Consider the following 21,685-nt stretch of genomic DNA (forward strand, 5'->3'; position numbering starts at 1 on the left):
CGGGCGCGGATTCGGCGCTGTAACACTATGTGCACGAGTGGGTTTCGGCCCCGCTGGGCCTCGAGCACGGGCCTTGCGCGAGGCTGGGCTGATCGGTCTCCGCTGAGGATGACGCGGCTGGTCACGCTCAGCTCGACCTGCCCGTAGTACGCGACCACGTCGACCGTTCGATCAGAAGTACGTGCCGGAGAACGGGGCCGATCCGGTGGCGAACAGGTCTTCTGCGTGTTCCAGTGCCCCACTGCGTATTTCGGTCACCCGACCGGCGAGGGACAGGGCCTGCCAGGTGGATCCGCCCAGGTATACCGCGGCGAGTGCGGAGACGTCGGTTGCGAGGTCGGCCGGGGCGTCGACACGATCGGCTCCCTCGGCGGAGATCCGGTAGTTGCCGGTGTTGGCGGGTAGGAGGGGATCGGTGACGGACAGGACCAGGGGGTCGCTGTCGCGGTAGCCGCGCCGGGCCAGGGCTGCGCGAACGTCCACCAGACGCAGCCAGGTCTCGTCGTGGACGCCGGTCACCTCGACCACTCGCTCATCGGCGAACAGGTGGCGGATCGGGGTGTCCAGGGGCATGAAGGGAAAGACGATGCGGTCGACGATGTCGAGCGAGAGCAGGTGCCGCAGCAGACCGAGGTAAGCGGTCGTGCTGGTGGCCACCCAGTCGTCGACGACGATGGCGCGCTGTGGATTTCGCGGCCAGCCCGTGGAGTCGGCCGCGTGGTAGCGCACGAAGCCGTCCTCGTCTCCCAGCTCGCCGTGCACCACGGTCCAGCCCGTATCGCCAGTGGCCAATTCGTGGAACCGCCACCAGTACGACGGCCGGTCGATCGCGCCGGTCCACGATATCCGTTCGGGCGCATAGATTTTCGCCAATTCCTGCCACCGGTCGATGGGATCGAGGTAGCGCACCGGACCTGCCTGGGGCACGGTGTCCCGCAGGCCAGCACGTCGGCGATCCAATGCCACACCGGCGTACGAGCTCGCCACCCCGTAGCCGAAGCGTTCGTAGATCCCGCCCTGGGTCGCGCGCAGCGTCGCGACGATCTCCCCGCGAGCGGCGATATCGGACAGTTGGCGGCGCAGCAGCGCGCTCACCACGCCGCGGCGCGTGTGGGTCGGCAGGACGCCCACGTGGGTGACCGCGGCGTGCGGCACCCGCTGCCCGCCCGGCACCACCAGCCAGCTGGTGTAGGCGTCGACGGCGCCGACCAACTGTCCGTCGAGCCGCGCGCCCAACGTACGGCCCGGTTCGACCAGCCCGTCGGCGTCCGGCGACAACGGCGACAGGCCGACCATCGCGGTGCGGAATATCGCTCCGGCGGCGCGCACGTCGTCCGCACTCGTCAGCGTTTCCAGTTCGAGGCGGGCCGGGTCGGTCGTCACTGTGTCTCCTTCGGGTGTCGGGTGATCGGAGCCTGCACGCACCGAGTTGGGCCGTTGGGGGCGGCCAGCCGGTCCCGACATCACGCGGCGTCGCCCAGTCGAACTCGAGGCTTCCGCCTCTGGACAGTGTGGTGTTCATCCGGAACGCGACACCGCCCGGGTCGGCGATCCGACATTACCGATGCTCAATAGGTGATGGCAGGATGGTCGGCGGGTGCGCCGCCTTCCCGCAGGATGGCGTCGCCGATCGCGGACGCGGTGACGCGCGCCAGATCGGCGAGAAACGGAATCCGTTCGGGGATCATCAATTCGGTGGTGCCGCGCAGCGCGAGGGCGAAGCGGGCATGACCGTCCGGACCGAGAACGGGCACCGCGATGATCCGGAAGCCCCACTCGGTCTGCTCGTCATTGATGGCATAGCCGGTCCGGCGGGCGAGTTCGAGTTCCGCGGCCAGCTCGTCGGGGTTCTGCGGCGTACGTTCGGTTCCGCGGTCGTAGGACAGCTGCGCCAGATCCTCGCGCGTCGTCGGCGACCAGGCGAGCAGAGCCTTGCCGAGGGCACTGGCGTGCAGCGGGAACCGCACCTCGGACAGGTTGTGGCCGTGTGCCTCTCGCCACCTGGTGAATGCCAGATTGATGGCGTCGCTGCCGTGCCGCACGGCGATGGAGACCGCCGTGCCGGTTTCGATCCCGAGCTGTTCGAGGTGTGGTTCGGCCAGATAGATGCGGTGCCGCCGGTAAGCCAGATGCCCGTACTCCGCGAGTGCCACACCCAGGCGGTACCGCCCGGTTCCGGTGTCCTGCTCGACGAATTGCGAGTCCAGCAGCGCCCGCAGCAGCCGGTGTGTGGTGCTCATCGGCAGATCCTGCATCCGGGCGATATCGGTGACGCCGAGTTCGCTATCGCCTTGGAAGCAACGCAATACGGCGAGCGCGCGTGCGACCGTCTGCAGGCCCGAGCCGTCCACCGCCACCTGTAGTCCTTTCCCGCCTTCGGCACGATCATCGGGGCGACGCTCCGCTACGACGCAGTAGGTTCCGGATATCGGAATCACATCGTGGCACAGGTTCGCATGACACACAATGAGATCGGCGATAAGTGCATTCCAGATGGATTCGACCGGCCGAAGCATATCGATGGCCGTGTGTCAATTATTCCGTGCATCGGAATGACATGTGTTGTCTGAGGATGTGCTGATCCATACGCTCGGCGATGTTCGTCCTCGGAGTCCGTTCCGACCCACCGGTCGATCCGGAATCAACGTGAAAGAAGCCGATGTCCGCACCTGCCGCCGCGTCCTCTCCCGCTGTCACAGCGGGGCGCCCACCGTCGAAAACCGTGCTCCACGAGGGCTATCGCACCGTCGGGCGGTCCGGTCTGGTGGTCTCCGAGGTGGGTATCGGGGCGAGCACCTTCGGTCGCAGCGGGATGGTGGCCGATACTCAGACGGCGGTGGACCGCATCGTCGGGCGGGCGCTGGATCTCGGGATCACCTACTTCGATGTCGCCGACGTCTACGGTGACCAACCGGGGCAGAGCGAGACCATGCTCGGCAAAGCGCTTGGGCCACACCGTGATCGGGTCGTCATCGGCTCGAAGTTCGGAATCGGTGTGAACGGGCTCAACGGGCCGGACTGGGGCGTTCGCGGGTCGCGGCGATACGTGCGGCTCGCGGTGGAGTCCTCGCTGCGCCGACTCGGCACGGACTGGATCGACCTGTACCAGATCCACACTCCCGACGAGATCACCCCGGTCGAGGAAACCCTCTCGGTGCTCGACGATCTCGTGCGGGAGGGGAAGATCCGATACGCGGGGACTTCCAATTTCGCCGCCTGGCAGATCGCCGACGCGGAGTACGTGGCCAGGATCAACGGCCTGACCCGGTTCGTCTCTGCCACAAACGAATACAATCTGCTCTGGCGTGAACCGGAAAAGGAGTTGCTGCCCGCGCTGGCCGCGTACGGACTGGGATTCTTCCCCTACTTCCCACTGCAGAACGGGCTGCTGACCGGAAAATACCGCCGGGACTTCGCTCCGGCCGAGGCGAAGATCACCAATCTCAAGAAGCATCTGCTCCTCGCCGCGCCGTGGGATGCCATCGATCGCTACCTCGAATTCGCAAGGGAGCGTGAGCTTTCCCCTACGGCTCTGGCATTCGGCTGGCTTCTGGCGCACGATCCGGTGTCCAGCGTGATCGCGGGGGTGACCCGGCCGGAGCAGTTGGACGAGAACCTCGGCGCGGCGCGGTGGCGGCCGACGCCCGCGGAATTCGCGGAACTGTCCGCGCTGTTCCGCGGCGACCTCAGCGGCGCACCGGGACAGGTCACGGGGGCCGTCACCACCGCCTGAGCATTGCCGCGCCTGTCCACAGCATTCGTCTCCACTTCCCAAAGGTGTTCACATGACCGCAGATTCGGGCGCGCCCCGGAGCCTTCATCTGGGCTACATGTATTGGTCGAACGGTACGCATCCGGCCGGCTGGCGGCTTCCGGAGGCGGTGCACGACCGCGGCTTCGACGCCCGGTACATCACCGAGCTGGCGCAGATCGCGGAGCGCGGGAAGTTCGATTTCTTCTTCTTCGGTGACCGGCTCGCGACGGGACCGGAGTACCAGCTCAGCAACACCTCGGTGCTCTCGCGCATCGAACCGTTCACCGCCGCAGGCTATATCGCGACACTGACCAGACGAATCGGCATCGTCGTCACCGCGAACCCCACCTATTACGAGCCGTTCAACCTGGCCCGGCTGACCGCCTCGCTGGACCACATCTGCGCGGGCCGGGCGTCCTGGAACATCGTGACCGGCGCCGACGGCCGCGCGGCGGGCAACTACAGCCGATCCGAACACGGTGACGCGACAGCACGTTACGACCGAGCCGACGAATTCGTGAGCGTCGTGCGCCGCCTCTGGGACAGCTGGGAGGACGACGCGTTCATCCGCGACGCGGCAACCGGTGAATTCGTGGACGGCGACAAGATCCACCCGGTGAACCACGTCGGCGCGGCCTTCCGGATTCGGGGCCCGCTGAACGTCGCCCGGCCGCCGCAGGGACATCCCGTGGTACTGCATGCCGGAACCTCCGATCGCTCACGCGATCTCGGGGCCCGCGAGGCCGATGTGCTGTTCGCGGCCGCCACCACCATCGAGCATGGCAGGGATTACTCCGCGGATATCCGCCGCCGCGCAGCGGAATTCGGCCGTGATCCGTCCCGCATCGCCATCCTGCCCGGCCTCACCCCGATCGTGGCGGCCACCCGGCAGCAGGCTCGCGTGCTGTACGACAGGCTCAACGCGCTGATCATTCTGGACGACGACATCCGTTTCGGCGGAAGGGATCCCGGACACTGGACGCCGGGACCGGCCACGGCCGGTCGGCAAGCGCAGGGGGAGGGCTACCGGAATCTGGGCGCATTGTCCCAGCGAGTGCGCGTGGACCTCACCGGAGCCGAACTGGCCGACCCCATCGGGCCGGACACGGCCGCGGCGCTGAATCCGGTGGGCCGCGCGCTGCTGGACACCGTCGCGGCGCGGACGGGACGATCGGTGGGCGGGCAGGACCCGCTGACGATCCGGGATCTGCTGTACGCGCACATCGTCGGAGGCCACGTGGTCGTCGGCGACCCGAACGATATCGCCGACTACATCCAGGCCTGGTTCGAAGCGGGCGCCTCGGACGGCTTCAACATCCAATCCGCTTTTCTCACAGAGCAATTGGAGACATTCGTCGAGCTGGTCGTCCCGGAGCTCCAGCGCAGGGGACTGTTCCGCCGCGAGTACACCGGCCGCACCCTGCGCGAACATCTGGGGCTGGAGCGTCCGGTGAACCACTGGGCGCAGGCCGACACATCTGCCGAAGGACGGTGACCGGTGTCCGAACCACGACGTGAACTGCATCTGGGGCTGATGTTCTGGGCGACCGGAACGCATACCGCGGGGTGGCGATATCCCGGTGCGAAGTCCGACGGGGCCTTCGACATCGCATTCATCCAGGAGGTGACCCGGCTCGTCGAGCGGGCGAAGTTCGATTTCCTGTTCCTGGGCGACCGCCTGGCGACCGATCCCGCACTGGCGAAGACGAATCCGGCGCAGATGTCGCGGATGGAGCCGTTCACCGTGGCGTCGGCGATCGCGGCCGCGACCACGCACATCGGCATCGCCGTCACCGCGAACCCGACCTATTACGATCCCTACACCGTCGCGCGGCTGATGGCATCACTGGATCACCTCAGCGGCGGCAGGGCGGCGTGGAACCTGGTGACCGGCGCGGACGGCGCGGCGGCCTACAACTTCAGCCGAGATGTCCACTGGGACACCGATACTCGCTACGATTGGGCGGAGGAATTCGTCGATGTCGTGCGCGCGCTGTGGGACAGCACCGAGGACGACGCCTTCCTGCGGGACAAATCCACCGGTCGCTACCTCGACGAAGCCAAACTCCACCCGATCGACCATGTCGGCAAGCATTTCTCGGTGCGCGGCCCGCTGAATGTCGCACGGCCGCCACAGGGGCAGGTCGTCCTGCTGCACGCGGGCACCTCGGACCGCTCGCGGGAACTGGGTGCGCGCGAGGCCGACGTGATCTTCGCCGGTCAGCCGAATCTCGAAGCGGCCAAGGAGTATTACGCCGATGTGAAGGCGCGGGCGGCCCGGTACGGACGCACCGACCACGACATCCAGATACTGCCCGGACTCAGTGTCGTGGTGGCTGAAACCACCGCCGAGGCCGTGCGGGTGTACGACCGGCTCAACTCGCTGCTGCCGCTGGATCCCGAAGGGCAGGTGGTGGATTCGGTGCGGTACGGCGGGCTCGGGCAGGGCCTGAAACGCAATCTGGCCTCGGTGTCCCAGGTGCTCGGTGTCGACGTGACCGGCTACGGCTATCACGACGCGGTGCCGCGCGAGGTCTTCGACCGGAGCAGCGCCGCGGGGCGCAAGGTGTTCCGCGAGATCACCGAGACCACCCGGCGCACTGTGGCCGGTGCCGCGCCGATCACCTTCTTCGACCTGATCAACGGCATCACCGTGGGCTCGAGGACGGTGGTGGGTGATGCGGTCGAGGTGGCCGATCACATCCAGCACTGGTTCGAGGAGCGGGCCGCGGACGGCTTCAACATCTTTCCCGATTTCGTCCCCGGATCGGTCCGGGCCTTCACCGAATTGGTGGTGCCCGAGTTGCAGCGCCGCGGGCTCTATCGCACGGAATACACCGGTCCGACCTTCCGGGACCATTTGAGCCTGCCGCGACCTGCCAACCGGCACAACGGATTCGGTGGCTGAGCCGATGCGAACCAAGACAGGAGTGTCAGCATGAGTCTCGACCAGGCGGAGATCGCCGCCGGACAGGTCGTCCGGACGCCTCGCACGCCGGCGGCGGCCCGGCCGAAGCGGCGGCTGCGCGCCGTGCTGTCGCCGAAGAACCTGGCAATTCTGACGGGCCAGCTCGGCGTCGTGGCCGCGGTGCTCGCCCTGTTGCAGTGGCTCGTCGACTCGGGGCGGATCGGCACGATCTACCTCGCCTCGCCCACCCAGATTCTGGGCGTGTTCCCGCAGCTGATCACCCAGGAACATCTGTTCGGCAATCTGCTGATCACCCTGTACGAGGCGGTCGTCGGTACGGCATTGGCCTTCGTATTCGGTGTCGGCACAGGCGTTTACATGGGCTTGTCGCGAACGGGAGAGCGCTTTCTCAATCCGTTCGTCAGTGCGGCGATGGCCGTGCCGAAGGTGACGATCATCCCGCTGCTGACGTTGTATCTGGGCGTCGGCGTCAATCACAAGATCGTCATCGTCTTCCTGTTCGGCTACTTCCTGTTCGTCTTCAACACGATCGCGGGCATCAAGCAGGTACAGGAAAGTCATCTGAAGGTGGCGCGGGCCAACGGAGCATCGCAGATCCAGACGATCGTCAAGGTGATCCTGCCGTCCGCCGCGCCGAATATCGTTGCCGCACTGCGCATCGAGTCGGCCACGGCATTGGTGGCGGCGTTGTTCGCCGAGATCGTCGCGTCCAAGGCCGGACTCGGGAATCTGCTCAATCGCGCGATCGGCGTCTACGACACCGCGAAACTTTTCGCGTTGGTGCTCTCGATCACGATCTTCTCGGTCCTCATCGTCTCGGCCGTCAATCTGCTGGAGAAGAAGGTCCTGCTCCGATGGAAATACGCCTGACCGAGCACGGCGCACGCGAGCAGACACAGCACAGCATCGAAGGAAAAACGTTGTTCAAGAAGAAAATTCCGGTGGTTCTCGCCGTCGCGGTCGCGCTGGTGTCGGCCGTGAGCGGCTGCTCGGGAACCGTCGATTCGCTCGCCGGAAACAGCTCCGGCACCGATGGTCACAGCACTCTGATTCTCCAGGACAGCACGCAGTACACGCAGCTGCCGATTCGTTTCGGAGTGGAGAAGGGCATCTTCGCCAAGGAGGGCCTCGATGTGAAGTTCACCCAGGTCGAGGACGCGGTGACCGGGGTCGCGACGGGGGAGCTGACCTTCGCGTTCGGCCCGACCAGCACCTACCTGCGGGCGGCGGCCAAGGGCGCGCCCATCAAGATCGTCAGTTCCGCGTTCCGGAGCAAGGGGCCGTTCTTCCTCGTCGCTCGCCCCGGCATCAATTCGATCGCCGATCTGAAGGGCAAGACGATCGGAATCGCCCAGTCCGGCAGCGGAATGGAAACCTATACGCGAAAGATACTCAGCGCCAACGGTGTCGATCCCAACAAGGATGTCAAGTTCGTCGCGGACGGTGTGAACCAGCAGGCGTACGGCGCGCTCACCACCGGCCAGGTCGACGCGACGATCATTCACCAGCCGTTCCCCGCTCTGGGACAGCTCCAAGGCAAATCGGTGACGCTCGCTCGCGGATGGGACTACCTGCCGACCTACCACACGGGGGTGCTGATCGCGGGCAACGACGTGATCAACAAGAACCCGGAACTGCTGCGCAAGGGCCTGCGGGCCTACTTCACGGCCTACACCTACGCCAAGGAGCATTACGCCGAGTACCTGCCCTGGCTCCAGGCGAAGCTGAGCACCATCGACCCCCGTGCGGTCGATCTGGCCTTGAAACAGGAGGACGACATCTGGGACGACAATCCGGCCGTCGACCCCCGTGCCATCGATGACACCCAGGAGACGGAGATCTCCGTCGGCTTCCAGAATTCGAAGTACGACGCCGCGAAGTACATCGATACCCGGTTCATCCCGCAGGAGTTCGTCAAACCCTTCTCGTATCCGAAGCCGGTCCGCTGAGCCCCGAAAGCACAGCGGCGCAACGACATCAGTGAGGTGATTGCTCGTGGCAACATTCGAGGTGCGGGGCCTGGGCAAACAATTTCCGACCGATCCGCCGGTGCAGGCGCTGGCGGGCATCGATCTGACCATCCAGGACGGGGAATTCGTCGTCCTGCTCGGCCCGAGCGGGTGCGGTAAGAGCACTCTGCTGGAGATTCTGGCCGGGTTGCAGGACAAGTCCGAGGGACAGGTGCTGCTCGACGGCGAGCCGGTGCACCGAACCAGCGACCGCGTCGGGGTGGTGTTCCAGGACGCGTCCCTGTATCCGTGGCGTTCGGTGCAGCGGAACATCGAGATCGGGCTGGAATTTCGCGGCGTGCGCAAGGCCGAGCGCCGGGCTACGGCTGCGAAATATCTTGCCCAGGTGGGTCTTTCGGGATTCGAGAAGAAGTATCCGCACCAGCTGTCGGGCGGGATGCGCCAGCGCGCCGGGATCGCGCGGACATTGGCGACCGAGCCGGAGGTCCTGCTGATGGACGAACCCTTCGGCGCCGTCGATCACCTGACTCGGATTCAGTTGCAGCGGGACCTGTTGGCGCTGTGGGAGGCTCGCCGCCGGACGGTCGTGTTCGTCACGCACGATGTGGGCGAGGCCGTGTACCTGGCCGACCGGGTGATTCTGTTGTCGCCGCGGCCGGGGCGAGTGGCCCGCGAGTTCGTCATCGATGAGCCCCGGCCGCGCCGCCGGGGAGATATCGGCCTGCTCGCGCGGGAAAGCGAGATCTACGAGGCGCTGATCCGGATCGAAGACCAACCAGAGAGGACCCGATGACCGTCCACACCCCCGACTCGCCCTACGCCGCGGCTTCCGATCGCTACGAGACGATCCCGTATCGCCGCAGCGGACGTTCCGGTCTGGATCTGCCGTCGATCTCGTTCGGCCTGTGGCAGAAGTTCGGCGTCGACTACCCCTTCGACACCCAGCGCCGAATCATCCTGCGCGCCTTCGATCTCGGCATCACCCACTTCGACAACGCAGATCGGTACGGGCCGCCGCATCGGACCGCGCAGCAGAACTTCGGTGCGGTGCTGGCCAAGGATCTGGCGCCCTATCGCGACGAGCTGATCCTGTCGACGAAGGCGGGCAACCCGATCGGTGCGAGCCCCTACCTGCGGGGCGGCTCGCGCAAGTCGCTGCTGACCTCGTTGGAGCACAGCCTGCGCGATCTGGGCACCGACCATGTCGACATCTTCTATCACCACAGCCCCGACCTGGACACTCCGCTGGAGGAGTCGGTCGGCGCGCTGGTAGACGCGGTGCGCCACGGCAAGGCCCTGTACGTGGGCATCTCCAACTACCAGCCCGACCGGGCGCACGAGGCCGCGGAGCTGCTGCGGCGCGAGGGTGTGCCGCTGCTCATCCATCAGACCCGGTATTCGATCTACGACCGCGGGCCCGAGCGCAGCGGGCTGCTCGACACCGCGACCGCCGACGGTTTCGGTGTGATCGTCTATTCGCCACTGGCACAAGGACTTCTGACCGACAAGTATCTAGAGACGATTCCCGACGGCGCGCGGGCGCGCAACAGCGCCTTCCTGTCGCCGGAGGTCATCGACGACACGTATCGGCAGCGCACCTCGGCACTGAACAAGATCGCCGAATCGCGGGGCCAGTCACTGGCGCAGCTGGCGCTGCAATGGGTGTTGCGTCGGCCCGAAGTCACCTCGGCGCTGATCGGCGCCAGCTCCACCGAACAACTCGACCACAACCTCGCGGCATTGTCCTTTCCCGCACTGACCGACGAGGAACTGGCGCTCATCGACGAGCATGGTGTGCACGGAACTGGTTCGAGGCGTTGAGCTTTCGGCGCTCACCCCAGCTTTCGCCGACGTCGTCCGGGCACCGCTGACCGCGCGGCGGGAACCGGGCGCGGGCCGGAATCCCGGACACCGCCGCCCGCGCGAACCTTCCCGCGCCACAAGGTGGACACGCGGCGACGCCCAGCTCGAGTCTTCCGCCCCGGGCGGCGTTGTGTTCGCCTGCAACGCAACGTCGCCCGAGTCGGGACACCATCGACACGCGACAGGCGATGGCGGGATGGTCTCCGAGTATGCCGCTGTCCCAGCGGATCTCGTCGATGATCCCGTTGTCTACGGCATCGAGACGGGAGTGCGCGCGCCGGCTCGACCGATGGCGATGCGGCTGACCAGACCGTTCCGGGTGGTGATGTCGAGAACGGCGAATACGTGGCCGCCGGGGGCGATGACGTGGGTCTGCCGACCGGCGACCACCATCGGTGTGGCGGCGCGGATTCGGTCGGCGAACAGCCTCGTCTCCTCGGCAACCGGGCGTGCCCCGGTGACGACGGACGGCGTGCCCGCGGGAATGAGGGCGGGGTCGGCGGTGCGCACGCAGTCGTCGGTCATCAGAGCGAGCATCCGGTCGATGTCGCCACCGGCCGCTGCGGCGAGGAAGGCATCGACGACCGCGCTGTCGACCGTGGTGTCGAATGCCGGGGTGGTCTGTTCGATTCGTCGGCGTGCCCGGCTGGCGTGCTTCTTCGCGTTGTCGGAGGTGGTGTCTAGGGTCCGGGCCACCTCCCGGAACGGGACGTCGAACAGGTCGTGCAGGACATAGGCGACACGTTGGGGCGGGGTCAGGCGGTCCAGGACCACCAGCAGAGCCCGGGATACGTTCTCGCGCCGCAGATAATGTTCGTCCGCCGCGAGTTCCTCGGCGGGGATCATGTCCGCGAGCAAGGGCTCCTCGCGGCGGCGGTGCCGCGCTCGCAACTGGTCGAGGCAGACCCGGGTGAGCACCGTGGTCAACCATGCCGCCGGGTTGCGCACATCCGCCGCGTCGGCGGTCGATGCCTTTATCCAGGTGGTCTGCACGGCGTCCTCGGCGTCGTGCACGGATCCGAGCAAACGGAATGCCACCGCGGTCAGCTGCGGCCGGGCCGCTTCGAATTCCACAACCGGTACCACCAGGTGTCACCTTTCCGAGGCGGGGGACGTCGGGATGGACGAGACGACCACATCTCGTTCCGAAGTTCACCAATACTCGAGGAAGCAACCTGCTGATGAGCGTACAGAGGGTCCGGTTCCGGACCACATCCCCACAGATCCGCACGGCCACCGACCGAGGCGGGTGCGAGGCATGATCGCGCTGCTCATCGCCACGATCGTGTGCATCGTGGCGAACGCCTCCATCGCGGTCGCCGACTACGCCCACGCCGGGTTCGTGCTGAAGAATTCCGCCGAGGTGCACGTTCCCGCCCGAACTCTGCCCTACCTCGCGACGCTGAAGCTGGCCGGGGCGGCCGGGCTCGTCATCGGATTGATCCGGGTGCCCTGGCTCGGCGTCGCGGCAGGGATCGGACTGATCCTGTTCTTCGTCGGCGCGATCGTCGCTCACATCCGAGCGCGCGTTGTGTACAACATCGCCTTTCCGGGCCTCTACCTGCTCCTCGCACTGGCGTCTGCCGTGTACCTGGCCCACGTTGCGGTCGGTGCGTGAACCAGGCGAGACGGATCATCGGGAGTTGTTGGGGGAGTGCGGATTCGGCGTTCCATACGCGACCGAAGAACTGCGAGCTGTGCGTAGGAGCCGCACGCCGAGGGCGCGGACTCAGCCTGCCGCGATGACCGGGGCGAGGCCGCCCGGGGTCATGAGGGCGTTGCTGTCGGTGACCTGTTTGCCGTTGACGGTGACCGTGGGGGTGGAGTCCACGCCGCCGGCGAGTACCGCCCGGGTCTTCGCGCGCAGGTACGTGTCATAGCTGCGGTTGATAATGCATTGCGCCACAGTGCTTTCGGTGTATCCCGCCGATTGTGCGATGTGGATCAGCCGATCGTCGGTGAGGCCGTCGCCGCCCTCCTCGGGCTGCTGGGCGAACATCGCCGCCAGCCACGACTGGTAGTGCTCGAGCCCCGAGTTCGCGACACAGAACGAGGCGTTGCCCGCGCGTGAGGAGTACTGCGTGGTGCTCGCGCGGTCGAGAAAGGTGATGACGCTGTACTCGACCGCGGCGCTGTGGTCGCGCACCGCACTCTCCAGCGTCGCCCCGTTGTTCGCCTCGAACATCTTGCAGTACGGACACTGCAGATCCATCACGACCCGCACGGTCACCTTGGCATGCGGATCGCCGATCCGAACCGCACCGTCGGCCAGCACATTCCGCGCCGACGACGCCCCGGCCACCGCGATCGCGTTCCCCGGAATCTCCTTCGCGAACGCGTTCCGGGACACCAGCACGACACCGGCCGCGATGACCACCGCCAACACCACCACGATCGGAACCACGACCAGATACTTGCGATTCGTTTGCGGCGGCGGACCGCCAGGATTGAAACTCATCTCAGCCTCCCCCGTTCACCGGACGTTCGGGGCCTCAGCTTAAGCGGCCTTTCCCACCCGAGGCGACCCAACTCCACCATCCACCGACCCCGGATCCCCATCCCGCCGTTTTCGATTTATTCGAAAGTGAGGCCGAATGGCTGTCGGAGGAGGTGTTATGAGCGAGACGTTGAATGAGCGCACGCTGCTGCCGGAGCATCCGGATCAGCTCGCGGAGGTACGCCGGTTCCTGTCTTCCGCCCCCGTGTCCTCCGGCGCGGCGGTCCTTCGCTCGGCCGAGGGCGAGGCGGTCACCCTGCCGGCCGAGGTATTCGAGGGCCTTCGTCTGGTGGCGCTGGCACTGTCCGAGGGCAAGGCGGTCACGGTTGCACCCCTGCACACCACATTGACGACGCAGGAGGCCGCCGAGCTGTTGGGTATGAGCCGACCTACCTTCGTGAAACTGCTCGAAGCGGGCGAGATTCCGTTCACCCGACCAGGACGGCATCGTCGCGTCCGCCTGACCGACGTGCTGGCATTCCGCGAGTATCGTCGTGCCGAGCGCACGGCCGGTTTGTCGGAGTTGACGAGAATCTCCGAAGGCCTCGGCCTCTACGACGACATCCCCGTCGAACCGTTGAGGCGACAGGACTGATGCAGCGAGTTTTCCTCGACACCTGCGTTCTGTATCCGGCCCATTTTCGTGACACCATCCCGCGTCTGGCCGAGGCCGATCTGATCCAGCCGTTGTGGTCGAGGGAGATCCTGGCCGAACTGCGGCGCAACTTGTCCGCTCGACAGCCGGGCGACGACTCGGTGCTGGCCAAGGTCGACCGTTTGATCAGCACGCTGAACGGGTTCTTCTCCGATGCGCTGGTCGACTTCGAGGTCAGACCCATCGGCGAGGGTCTTCCCGAGCTGTTGCACCCGGACACGTTCCTGCTGGACATGTTGGACCTGGCGCCTGGCCAGGTGATCAGGTTGCTGTACAGGCAAGTGGCTGAACACAAGCGTCCGCCGCAGCACATCCAGGGGCTGCTCGATGTGCTCGACCGATCTGGCGTGCCGGGCTTCGCAGCCGAGGTCCGCAGGCGTCTCGACTGAATGGCTCGGGATCGAGCTTGTCGGGGCCGCGCTCAGGCGACGGCGTCGGTCAGGACGAGGATTCCGCCGACCAGCAGGGCGATCGTCTTGATGACCTCCAAGGCGATGTATACGTAGTGGGCCTTCGAGCGGGGAGCGTCGTCACCGGCGAGGACGGCGTCGCTGCGGCGGGTCAGACCGGGGCGGACGAACAGGAGTTGGACCGCGAGCATCGCCACGGCGATCACCGCCGCGACCGAGCCGCCGCCGACCGGTGCGAACAGCAGAGCCACCACCGTGGCCATGGCGAAGCCGACCTCGATGCTGTTGAGCGCGCGAAACACCAAGCGGCCGATGCCGAGTCCGATCGGCAGGGTGACCTGTGGCGCGCGGAATTTCAGGGGCGCCTCCACGAAGGAGATCGCCAGCACCATCCCGAGCCAGATGAACAGGATGGCGGTGACGACGGCCTGGGATGAACTCATACGGTGTGTCCTGTCCCGCCTCCGCTCATGCGCTATTTATACAAGCTGATATTGGATGAAACCTGAGGGGGTTCGGCTGCGAACGCACGGCTGATTCGATGTTCCAGCTGGTCGTAGCGATGACCGGCGAAACTGGTGGATGGACGTGATGGAGACGCAGAATGCCGAAGCCTCCCTCCGCCGCTGGGCCGAGGGAGGCTTCCATCGTTTTCGCAGGCCCTCCGACTTCGCCTGCGCTCGTGTGGGATTCGGCTGTTCAGTTGGTGTTGAGGGCAGAGGACGCAGCGGCGCGTTTGGGTGCGAGGCGGCGGGCCTCATAGTGGGGACGGCGGACGGCGACGAAGTCCATCCGGCCTTCGCCGACGATCTCGTGCGAATCACGCACTGTCACTTGCCAACTGCTGAAACGGCCGCGGGCGCGGACGCATCGGGTGGTGAGGGTGATCTCAGCGCCGACCGTGATCGGGCCGAGATGACCGAGGTACTGGCGGGTGCCGATCGGCATTGGGCGAATGCTGCCCGGGAGTTTGCCCGCGGTTCATCGCGCTCTGCTCTCGACCGGATCGCGCTCCGAATTCGGATGGCGGCCACACAGTGGGCGCGCGACCGTTCGGTCGGATTCGACGACTGGCGGTGCACACGCCGATCATGCATTGCTAAGAGTTAGCTGTTAGTCGAATGTGTATTCGCTGGATGGTGCTGTGTGAGGGTTCGGTCAGTGCGAGCCGCGCGGTGGGAGCGTCGGGTGAGTGGCGTGTGAGGCCGCATCGGTCACCTCGCGGATACGGGCCGCCGCACCCCGGAGCTGATCGCCCAGATGGGTGGTGCTTATGGAACCTACGAAGTAGTCGACCTGCACGTCATCGGCAAAACGGACATCGCAGACGAACCAGCAGCGGCCCGTGGGCGAGGTCGGTTCCAGGGCGCAGCGAACAGCCAGTTCGACCAGCGCGGCAGCGGCTTGCGCGGGGCTGCCCGCATTGCCGACCCGCCACCACGTCTCGCCGTAGTTGTCGGGCCGCGAGATCGTCACCTGGTAGGTGAGCAACTCTCTAGCATCCGCCACCCTTCAGAACATACCGGAAGTTCGAGAATTAGTCACTAGTCAGCAACTGCTTCTGTGCAGATCGGCGATTTCCGGATCGTGTCGTGACTGTCCGCACTTTCCATGATGTGTGTCTGTGACCGCGGCGGCCTTCGGTGGGTACCGCCCGGTACGTGTAGTGGTGCACGGGTGCGCTCAGGCGGCGGGCGGTGCTCAGATGTCGCCGTGCAGGGCCGCGAGCTCGGCTCGGGAGCGGATGCCGAGCTTGGTGTAGATCCGAGTCAGGTGGTACTGAACGGTTTTCGCGGTGATGAACAGTTCGGCCGCGACCTCCCGATTGGGCATGCCGCGGGCGACCAGCGTGGCGACGGCCTCCTCCTGCGGGGTCAACTGGTCGCCGGTCCGGCCCGCGCGCTGGGCTCGAACGCCGCCCGCCTTGAGTTCCCGGTCGCAGCGGATCACGTAGGTGTGTGCGCCGAGAGTGGCGAAAAGGTCACGGGCAGTGGAGAGTTCGGCGTCGGCGTCGCGGCGTTTACCGGCGCGGCGGAGCATCTGCCCGTAGCTCAGGCTCACCCGGGCGCGGTCGTATCGCAGCGGCATGCCCTCGAGCTGTTCAAGTGCCGCCGCGAAGGCCGCGCGGGCGCGTTCGAGATCGCCGCGTGCCCCGAACAGTTGACCCCGCACGGCCTGCAACCGCGCCTGCGCGCTGGGACGTCCGAGTTCGGCGGCATGGTGTTCGTGCCGGGTGAGCAGTGTTTCGGCCTCGTCGTATCGGCCCTCGGTGATCAGCGCGTGCGCGTACATGTCTGCCCACGGCCACTGGCCGGGATCGTCCAGGCCGTCGACCGCCCACGCCTGCGTCATCGGATGCAGGGCGCGCAGCACTCCGGCCGCATCCGCGCGTGCCTCGGCCCACTGGGCGCGCGCCAGATAGGAAGGCACCCGCATGATTTCGTAATCCTGCGGCCCGGTCGCCGCATGCTGTAGCGCGGCCTGCGCCGCGGCCCAGTCGCCGCGCAGGCAGTGCACGGCTGTCGCGGTCCAGTGCAGCAGCGGGGCCGAGAGCACGATGCCGGTGCGTTCGACCAGTTCGGCGGCCTCCGCGACGGTGTTCAGCGCGTCGTCCCAATCGCCGGTGAGGAACTGGACGCGGGCCAGCCATGCTCTGGCCCACAGCGAGATTCGGGTGGATCCGCCGAGATATGTTGTCGGGACCGCACTTTCCAGATCCGCACGGGCATCGTCGAATTCGTCGGTGATGAGCTCGAGCCAGCCGCGTCCCATGATGATGCGCTGCACCTGGGCTCCGGTCCGGACCTGTCGGGACAGTTCGGCATACGATTGCCGGGCCTCGTCGGCGCGGCCGTGGATCAGGCCGAGTCCGCGAATCGCCGCCGCCTCGACCGCCGCCGGATCGCCCGACCCGACCAGTGCGATGGATCGGTCCGCCCAGTCCACCAGATCCGCGGGGCGACAACGGCACAGCGCATGAAGTACATAGCGTTGGCAGATCAGCGCCGCCACATCGGGTTCCCGTTCGGCGTTCACCAGATCCCAGGCGCGGGCCAGGCGCATCTCCGCTTCGGCGGGCCGCCCCCGGACCATCGCGAGATAGCCCAGAACCGCGTTGCGCAGCGGCGTCTCGCGCAGACTTTCCACCTCGGGAATCAGGGCCGCGGCGGCGAAGATGTCACCGGCCCCGATCAGCGCGTCCACCGCGCGGGTCAATCGCCCTTCGCGGGTGAGCCGATCGGCGGTGAGGCGTCCGGCGTCGCGCAGCAGCGAGGCCGCGGTTCCCCACGCGCCCTGCGCCGCCTGTTCACCCGCCAGCATGTCGAGTCGTTCGGCCAGTCCGGCATCCGGGACCGGTGTGGCGGCGACCAGCAGCCGGAGCCGACGGACCGGATCCTCGGTGGATTCGGCTGCGCGACAACGCAATGCGGCCGTCGCGGCCGGACCCATATCCGCCAGCACCGCAGCGCGCGGCATCGGGCCGGCCGGACCGATCTCGGTGAGCCCTTGCGGTCCCGATCGCACCAGCCCGGTCCGGGCCGCCTCGTCCAGGACGGTGAGCAGATCGTCATCGATACCGGCCAACGTCGCCGCATCGTGCACCGGGGTCCCGGGTCCGAGAACGGCCGTCGCCTCGATCAGGCGACGTGCCGCAGGTGTGCAATCACTCAGTGCCGCACGTACTTTCGCCCTGACAGTGGCCGGAGCCGGAAGATCCGGATCGAAGCCCGCCCACACCCGCGCCGGAACCTCGGCCAGCAACTGCTCGACGTCGCGAACCAGCCCGCCAGTGTGCGCGCACAGTCGTTCGGCCATCGACGGATGCAACGCGATCCCGTGCCGCGCGGCGAGCTGCCCGACCTCGGCCGTACCGAGTGGGCCGATTCGGACGGTGTCCGTGGCGATCCGCGGCAACAACTCGACCGTGTCCGGCGCGACATTCGTATCCGCGACGACCGTCGCGGCCACGATCAGCAGCCGAGCTCCGCGATGGTGCCGCACCGTCGACGAAAGTGCCTGCAACGAGGCAATATCCGCCCACTGTGCGTCATCCACCAGGGCCAGTACCGTGCCCCTGGCACCGATCTGCCGCGCAATCGCCGCCGCAACCTCCACGGGCCCCGGCTCATTGCCCAGATTCGTGGTCGTTGCGTCCATCTCTTCGGAGTCCGGCTCTGGATCGGATGCTGTGCCGGGGATCGCAGCCTCGGCGGATGTCACGGAATCGCTGGGGCCGGTAGTTGATGTTGAGCGTGTGGCCCCTCCGAGCGTCGCGGCCGCTGTGGCCTCGATCTGGTCGCGGGCGACAGTGCGATCCGGGGCAGGAGCATCGACTCGGCCGGGATCGGCGGCGGTGGCGAGTCCGGGGAACAGTTGGCGGATTACGCCGAAGGGGTAGTGCGTCTCCCACGACGCGGCGGTGGACCAGAGGACCGGGCCGTCGTGCTGGGCGGCCAGTTCGCGGAGCAACGTGGTTCTGCCGTCGCCGTGGCGGCCGGTCAGCAGGATGAGGCCGGGGCCGTAGTTCGTGACCGCGTGCAGGTGTGTGATCAGGGCCGCGAGGGCGGCCGGATGTACCGCGCTCGACGGGCTCGTTCCAGTCACACCCTCACGGTAATCCCCGCGACCGGCGCGGGAACGCGATCGCGGGGTGCACGGTGGTCGGCTCAGCCCAGATCCCCGCCCGCCACCGGCAGGACCGTCCCGGTGATGTAGGACGCCTCGTCGGAGGCGAGGAACGTGATCGCGGCCGCCTGCTCGTCCAGGGTTCCGTAGCGCTTCATCGGACTGGAATCGATCGTCTGGTCGATGTGCGCCTGGAACCACGCCTGCTCCTGCGCGCTGTGCCGGGCCGATCCGCCGCGGGAGATCCGGCGGGGCGGGGCGTCGGTGCCGCCGGGCGCGGTGGCGACGACGCGGATTCCGGCGTTGGCGTATTCCATTGCGAGAGAAGCGGTCAGCGCGTTGATGCCGCCCTTGGCCGCCGAATACGGGATGCGGTGGATGCCGCGCGTGGCCGCGGAGGACACGTTCACGATGACGCCCCGGCCGCGCTCGGTCATGGACGGCAGGGCCGCGCGACAGGCCAGCAGCGTCGTCATCAGTGAGCGGGTGATCTCGGCCTGGATCTGCGCGGCGGTGAATTCGGTGAACGGTTGGAACCAGATGGCCCCGCCGACATTGTTGATCAGCACGTCGATCCGCCCGTGCCGGTCCAGTGCCCGGGTGATCATCCGCTCGGCGCCGGTCCAGGTCTCCAGATCGGCGGTCACCGCACTCGATCGGGGCAGCTCACCGGCCAGCTGATGCACCAGCTCGGATCGATCGACCAGGACGACCGCACCACCCTCGGCACTGATCCGCCGAGCGGTTCGCTCCCCGATACCCTGTGCCGCACCGGTCACCACGACGACCTTGCCGTCGAACCGGCCGGGGGAGATGAATGCCGGACGCTGTTCGGCCGCCTTGTCGGTCATCGCCCGCCGCATCGTGGTCTTCGACCGTTCGGCGTGCTCGACGATCAGCTGTCGCGCGGTCTGCCGGTCACCGGCCTCGAACGCGGCGACGATGTCGACGTGGTCCCGCGCACACCGTGGATGACACCACGTCGCATGGCGCAGCGTCTCCTCCATGCGGCCCTGCACGCCCAGCGCGCGGTAGGCCTGCAACAGGTGCTCGTTGCCGGTGAGGGTGAACAGGTAATCATGGAATGCGGCATTAGCCTCGGTGTAGGCCGCGGCATCGACGAATCGGTCCCCGTCCACGTACGGCAGCGTGGACTCGGCCAGCAGCCGGTATCCGGCCAGCTGCCCGATGTCCAGGCGGCCGATGGTCAGTTCCAGTGCACCGAGTTCGAGGGCCTCGCGCGCCTCGAAGACCGCGTCGGACTCGTGGATCGAGGGATGCTCCTCACCGATCTCGTATCCGCCGGTGGACTCGGCCGGTACGAGCAGTGGCACGAGGGATTCGAGCGTGGGAAACATCGGCTGCCCGGCGATGTCGCGCGCCGCCCAGCTCGGCCGCATCGGATCGACGGGGTCCAGCTCGGGGGCAGTGCCCTCGCCCGGTCGGTCGGCTCGGCTCGCGATCGACCGGATTTCGGTCGAATCCTGTAGCGGCGCAGCAGAATTCAACGCGGTCAATGAGGTGGCGAGGGAGAGCTTCCGGGACGTGGTCGTGCGACCGCCGTTGTCCGATACGGTTCCCACGTCTGGTGCGGGTGCTGCTGCGGCGTCAGGTGTCCGGGTCGTTTCGAGCGCGGCGATGGATGTGGGAGCGAAGATCTCTTGACCCGCGACAGCGCGACCGCCGTTGTCCCGTACGGTGTCCGCGTCTGGTGCGGCGTCGGGTGTCCGGGTCGTTTCGAGTGCGGCGATAGACATGGCGGCGAAGATTTCCTGGCCCGCGATGGCGCGACCACCGAAAGTCGCGGTGGCGGAGACATTTTCGTCATGCAGCGTGGAGATCATCGAATCCACTTGCGGTGGAGAAGCTTCCGCATCGGACATCGGCGTGACGGTGGGCTCGCGCTCGGCTGCGGCCGCGTCATCGGTCCCGCGGTCCGGCTTCGCATCGCCACGGCTCACCGGTGACGCTGTGCCCGACAATGCGAACTTCTCGTAGTAGAACCCGGTGGGTTCGATTCCACGCGAGGCGAATTCCTTGCGCACCGACTCAACCATCGCGGGTGGTCCGCACAGATACACCGCGACGTCGCCGTCGTACAGGTGCTCGTCGCGGATAAGACTCGTCACGTAGCCCTTGTTCGGTGCGGCGCTCCCCGGCGCGGAAACGCAGTAGTCCCAGGTGAATCCGTCGAGTCCGGCGGCCAACTCGGCGAGTGCGTCCAGCTCCACCACGTCGTCGTCGGTGCTGACGCCGTAGATCAGATGGGCCGGGCGGCTGGTCCCCGATGCGCGCATGGCCCGCAGGATCGACAGCACCGGGGCCAGTCCCGTGCCACCGGCCAGCAGCAGCACCGGACGTTCGGTCTCCCGCAGAAAGAAGCTGCCGTTCGGGCCGAGGAAGGTGAGCTCGTCCGAGACCGCCGCGCGTTCGGTGAGGTACCGCGACATCACCCCGCCCGGGGTGAGCTTGATCAGGAAGGTCAGGCTCTTGTCGGCCGGGCCGTTGCTGAACGAGTACGAGCGGCTCTGGTCCGTCCCGGGCACCGCGATATTCACGTACTGGCCGGGCAGGAAGGCCAGTTTGTCGCGGTCTTCGATCTCCGCGGTCAGCGCGATCGTGGTGGGGGAGAGCCGATCCAGTGCGGTGATCGTCGCGGCGTACCGCGTCGGCTGGGTCTTGGCCACCGCCGAGGAACTCCGAATCTGCAGTACCAGATCGGATTTCGGCTTCATACTGCATGGCAGCACATAACCGTTCGCGGCCTCGTCGGAACTGAGCGCGTCGTCGATATAGGCCCCGCCGTCGTAGTCACCGGACTCGCAGAACGCCTTGCAGGTGCCGCACGCACCGTCGCGGCAGTCCAGGGGGATGTTGATGCGCGCCCGATACGAGGCGTCGGCCACGGTCTGGTCCGTGGCGCAGGTGATGAAGCGCGTGACGCCGTCCTCGAACGACAGCGCGATCCGGTGGTTCATGAC

19 protein-coding genes are annotated in these 21,685 nt (G+C 66.9%); 10 read left to right on the forward strand and 9 right to left on the reverse strand.

Going from position 1 to position 21,685, the window contains the following annotated elements:
* Positions 1-171: 171 nt before the first annotated feature.
* Both NM2_RS32565 and NM2_RS32570 read right to left on the reverse strand, forming a co-directional pair.
* Positions 172-1,383, reverse strand: a complete 1,212-nt coding sequence (locus NM2_RS32565) for a GNAT family N-acetyltransferase (RefSeq protein ID WP_067676968.1) — start codon at positions 1,381-1,383, stop codon at positions 172-174.
* A gap of 185 nt (positions 1,384-1,568) precedes the next feature.
* Positions 1,569-2,357: an IclR family transcriptional regulator gene (locus NM2_RS32570; RefSeq protein WP_084531804.1), complete on the reverse strand. Its 789-nt coding sequence runs from the start codon at positions 2,355-2,357 to the stop codon at positions 1,569-1,571.
* Positions 2,358-2,722: 365 nt separating this feature from the next.
* Here NM2_RS32570 and NM2_RS32575 point away from each other — a divergent pair, with 365 nt between their 5' ends.
* The 7 genes from NM2_RS32575 to NM2_RS32605 are packed head-to-tail and all read left to right on the forward strand — an operon-like array spanning position 2,723 to position 10,474.
* Positions 2,723-3,733, forward strand: a complete 1,011-nt coding sequence (locus tag NM2_RS32575) for an aldo/keto reductase (RefSeq protein ID WP_067676970.1) — start codon at positions 2,723-2,725, stop codon at positions 3,731-3,733.
* A 52-nt stretch (positions 3,734-3,785) separates the two neighbouring features.
* Positions 3,786-5,249: an NtaA/DmoA family FMN-dependent monooxygenase gene (locus tag NM2_RS32580; RefSeq protein WP_067676974.1), complete on the forward strand. Its 1,464-nt coding sequence runs from the start codon at positions 3,786-3,788 to the stop codon at positions 5,247-5,249.
* A gap of 3 nt (positions 5,250-5,252) precedes the next feature.
* A complete protein-coding gene (locus NM2_RS32585; RefSeq protein WP_067676977.1) occupies positions 5,253-6,662 on the forward strand; it encodes an LLM class flavin-dependent oxidoreductase in 1,410 nt (469 codons plus the stop codon).
* 30 nt (positions 6,663-6,692) lie between these two features.
* Positions 6,693-7,553: an ABC transporter permease gene (locus tag NM2_RS32590; RefSeq protein WP_084531800.1), complete on the forward strand. Its 861-nt coding sequence runs from the start codon at positions 6,693-6,695 to the stop codon at positions 7,551-7,553.
* Complete coding sequence (locus NM2_RS32595) at positions 7,538-8,632, forward strand: ABC transporter substrate-binding protein (RefSeq protein ID WP_084531801.1); 1,095 nt, start codon at positions 7,538-7,540, stop codon at positions 8,630-8,632. The genes NM2_RS32590 and NM2_RS32595 overlap by 16 nt, the downstream gene beginning before the upstream one ends.
* A 46-nt stretch (positions 8,633-8,678) precedes the next feature.
* Positions 8,679-9,446, forward strand: coding sequence for an ABC transporter ATP-binding protein (locus NM2_RS32600; protein WP_067676978.1), 768 nt, complete (start codon positions 8,679-8,681; stop codon positions 9,444-9,446).
* Positions 9,443-10,474, forward strand: a complete 1,032-nt coding sequence (locus NM2_RS32605) for an aldo/keto reductase (protein WP_067676979.1) — start codon at positions 9,443-9,445, stop codon at positions 10,472-10,474. Before NM2_RS32600 ends, NM2_RS32605 begins: the two co-directional genes overlap by 4 nt.
* A gap of 291 nt (positions 10,475-10,765) precedes the next feature.
* Here NM2_RS32605 and NM2_RS32610 read toward each other — a convergent pair whose 3' ends face one another.
* Positions 10,766-11,602 carry a sigma-70 family RNA polymerase sigma factor gene (locus tag NM2_RS32610; RefSeq protein WP_174575712.1) on the reverse strand — a complete coding sequence of 279 codons (837 nt, stop codon included), beginning with the start codon at positions 11,600-11,602 and terminating at the stop codon, positions 10,766-10,768.
* Between the two features lie 172 nt (positions 11,603-11,774).
* Here NM2_RS32610 and NM2_RS32615 point away from each other — a divergent pair, with 172 nt between their 5' ends.
* Positions 11,775-12,134, forward strand: a complete 360-nt coding sequence (locus tag NM2_RS32615; RefSeq protein WP_067676983.1) for a DoxX family protein — start codon at positions 11,775-11,777, stop codon at positions 12,132-12,134.
* Between the two features lie 111 nt (positions 12,135-12,245).
* Here the strand turns inward: NM2_RS32615 and NM2_RS32620 are convergent, their stop codons facing one another.
* Entirely contained in the window at positions 12,246-12,974 is a 729-nt protein-coding gene (locus tag NM2_RS32620; protein ID WP_067676985.1) for a DsbA family protein, read from the reverse strand.
* 157 nt (positions 12,975-13,131) lie between these two features.
* On the opposite strand from NM2_RS32620, the gene NM2_RS32625 reads away from it, so the two are divergent.
* Positions 13,132-13,608: a helix-turn-helix domain-containing protein gene (locus NM2_RS32625; RefSeq protein WP_067676987.1), complete on the forward strand. Its 477-nt coding sequence runs from the start codon at positions 13,132-13,134 to the stop codon at positions 13,606-13,608.
* Positions 13,608-14,057, forward strand: coding sequence for a VapC50 family PIN domain-containing toxin (locus NM2_RS32630; protein ID WP_067676989.1), 450 nt, complete (start codon positions 13,608-13,610; stop codon positions 14,055-14,057). Before NM2_RS32625 ends, NM2_RS32630 begins: the two co-directional genes overlap by 1 nt.
* 32 nt (positions 14,058-14,089) lie before the next feature.
* On the opposite strand, the gene NM2_RS32635 is transcribed toward NM2_RS32630, so the two are convergent.
* The 5 genes from NM2_RS32635 to benC all read right to left on the reverse strand — a co-directional run bounded on the left by NM2_RS32635 (position 14,090) and on the right by benC (position 21,682).
* Entirely contained in the window at positions 14,090-14,521 is a 432-nt protein-coding gene (locus NM2_RS32635) for a hypothetical protein (RefSeq protein ID WP_067676991.1), read from the reverse strand.
* 256 nt (positions 14,522-14,777) lie between these two features.
* The gene (locus NM2_RS32640; RefSeq protein ID WP_067676993.1) at positions 14,778-15,026 is read right to left on the reverse strand and encodes a thioesterase, FlK family; all 249 of its coding nucleotides are present in this window, start codon (positions 15,024-15,026) and stop codon (positions 14,778-14,780) included.
* 210 nt (positions 15,027-15,236) lie between these two features.
* Complete coding sequence (locus NM2_RS32645; RefSeq protein WP_157121447.1) at positions 15,237-15,587, reverse strand: hypothetical protein; 351 nt, start codon at positions 15,585-15,587, stop codon at positions 15,237-15,239.
* Between the two features lie 192 nt (positions 15,588-15,779).
* Positions 15,780-18,683 carry a LuxR C-terminal-related transcriptional regulator gene (locus NM2_RS32650; protein WP_245718321.1) on the reverse strand — a complete coding sequence of 968 codons (2,904 nt, stop codon included), beginning with the start codon at positions 18,681-18,683 and terminating at the stop codon, positions 15,780-15,782.
* Positions 18,684-18,745: 62 nt separating this feature from the next.
* Complete coding sequence (benC, locus tag NM2_RS32655; RefSeq protein ID WP_067676996.1) at positions 18,746-21,682, reverse strand: benzoate 1,2-dioxygenase electron transfer component BenC; 2,937 nt, start codon at positions 21,680-21,682, stop codon at positions 18,746-18,748.
* Positions 21,683-21,685: the final 3 nt, after the last annotated feature.

Source organism: Nocardia miyunensis NBRC 108239 (assembly GCF_001613065.1).
GTDB classification, from domain to species: domain Bacteria; phylum Actinomycetota; class Actinomycetes; order Mycobacteriales; family Mycobacteriaceae; genus Nocardia; species Nocardia miyunensis.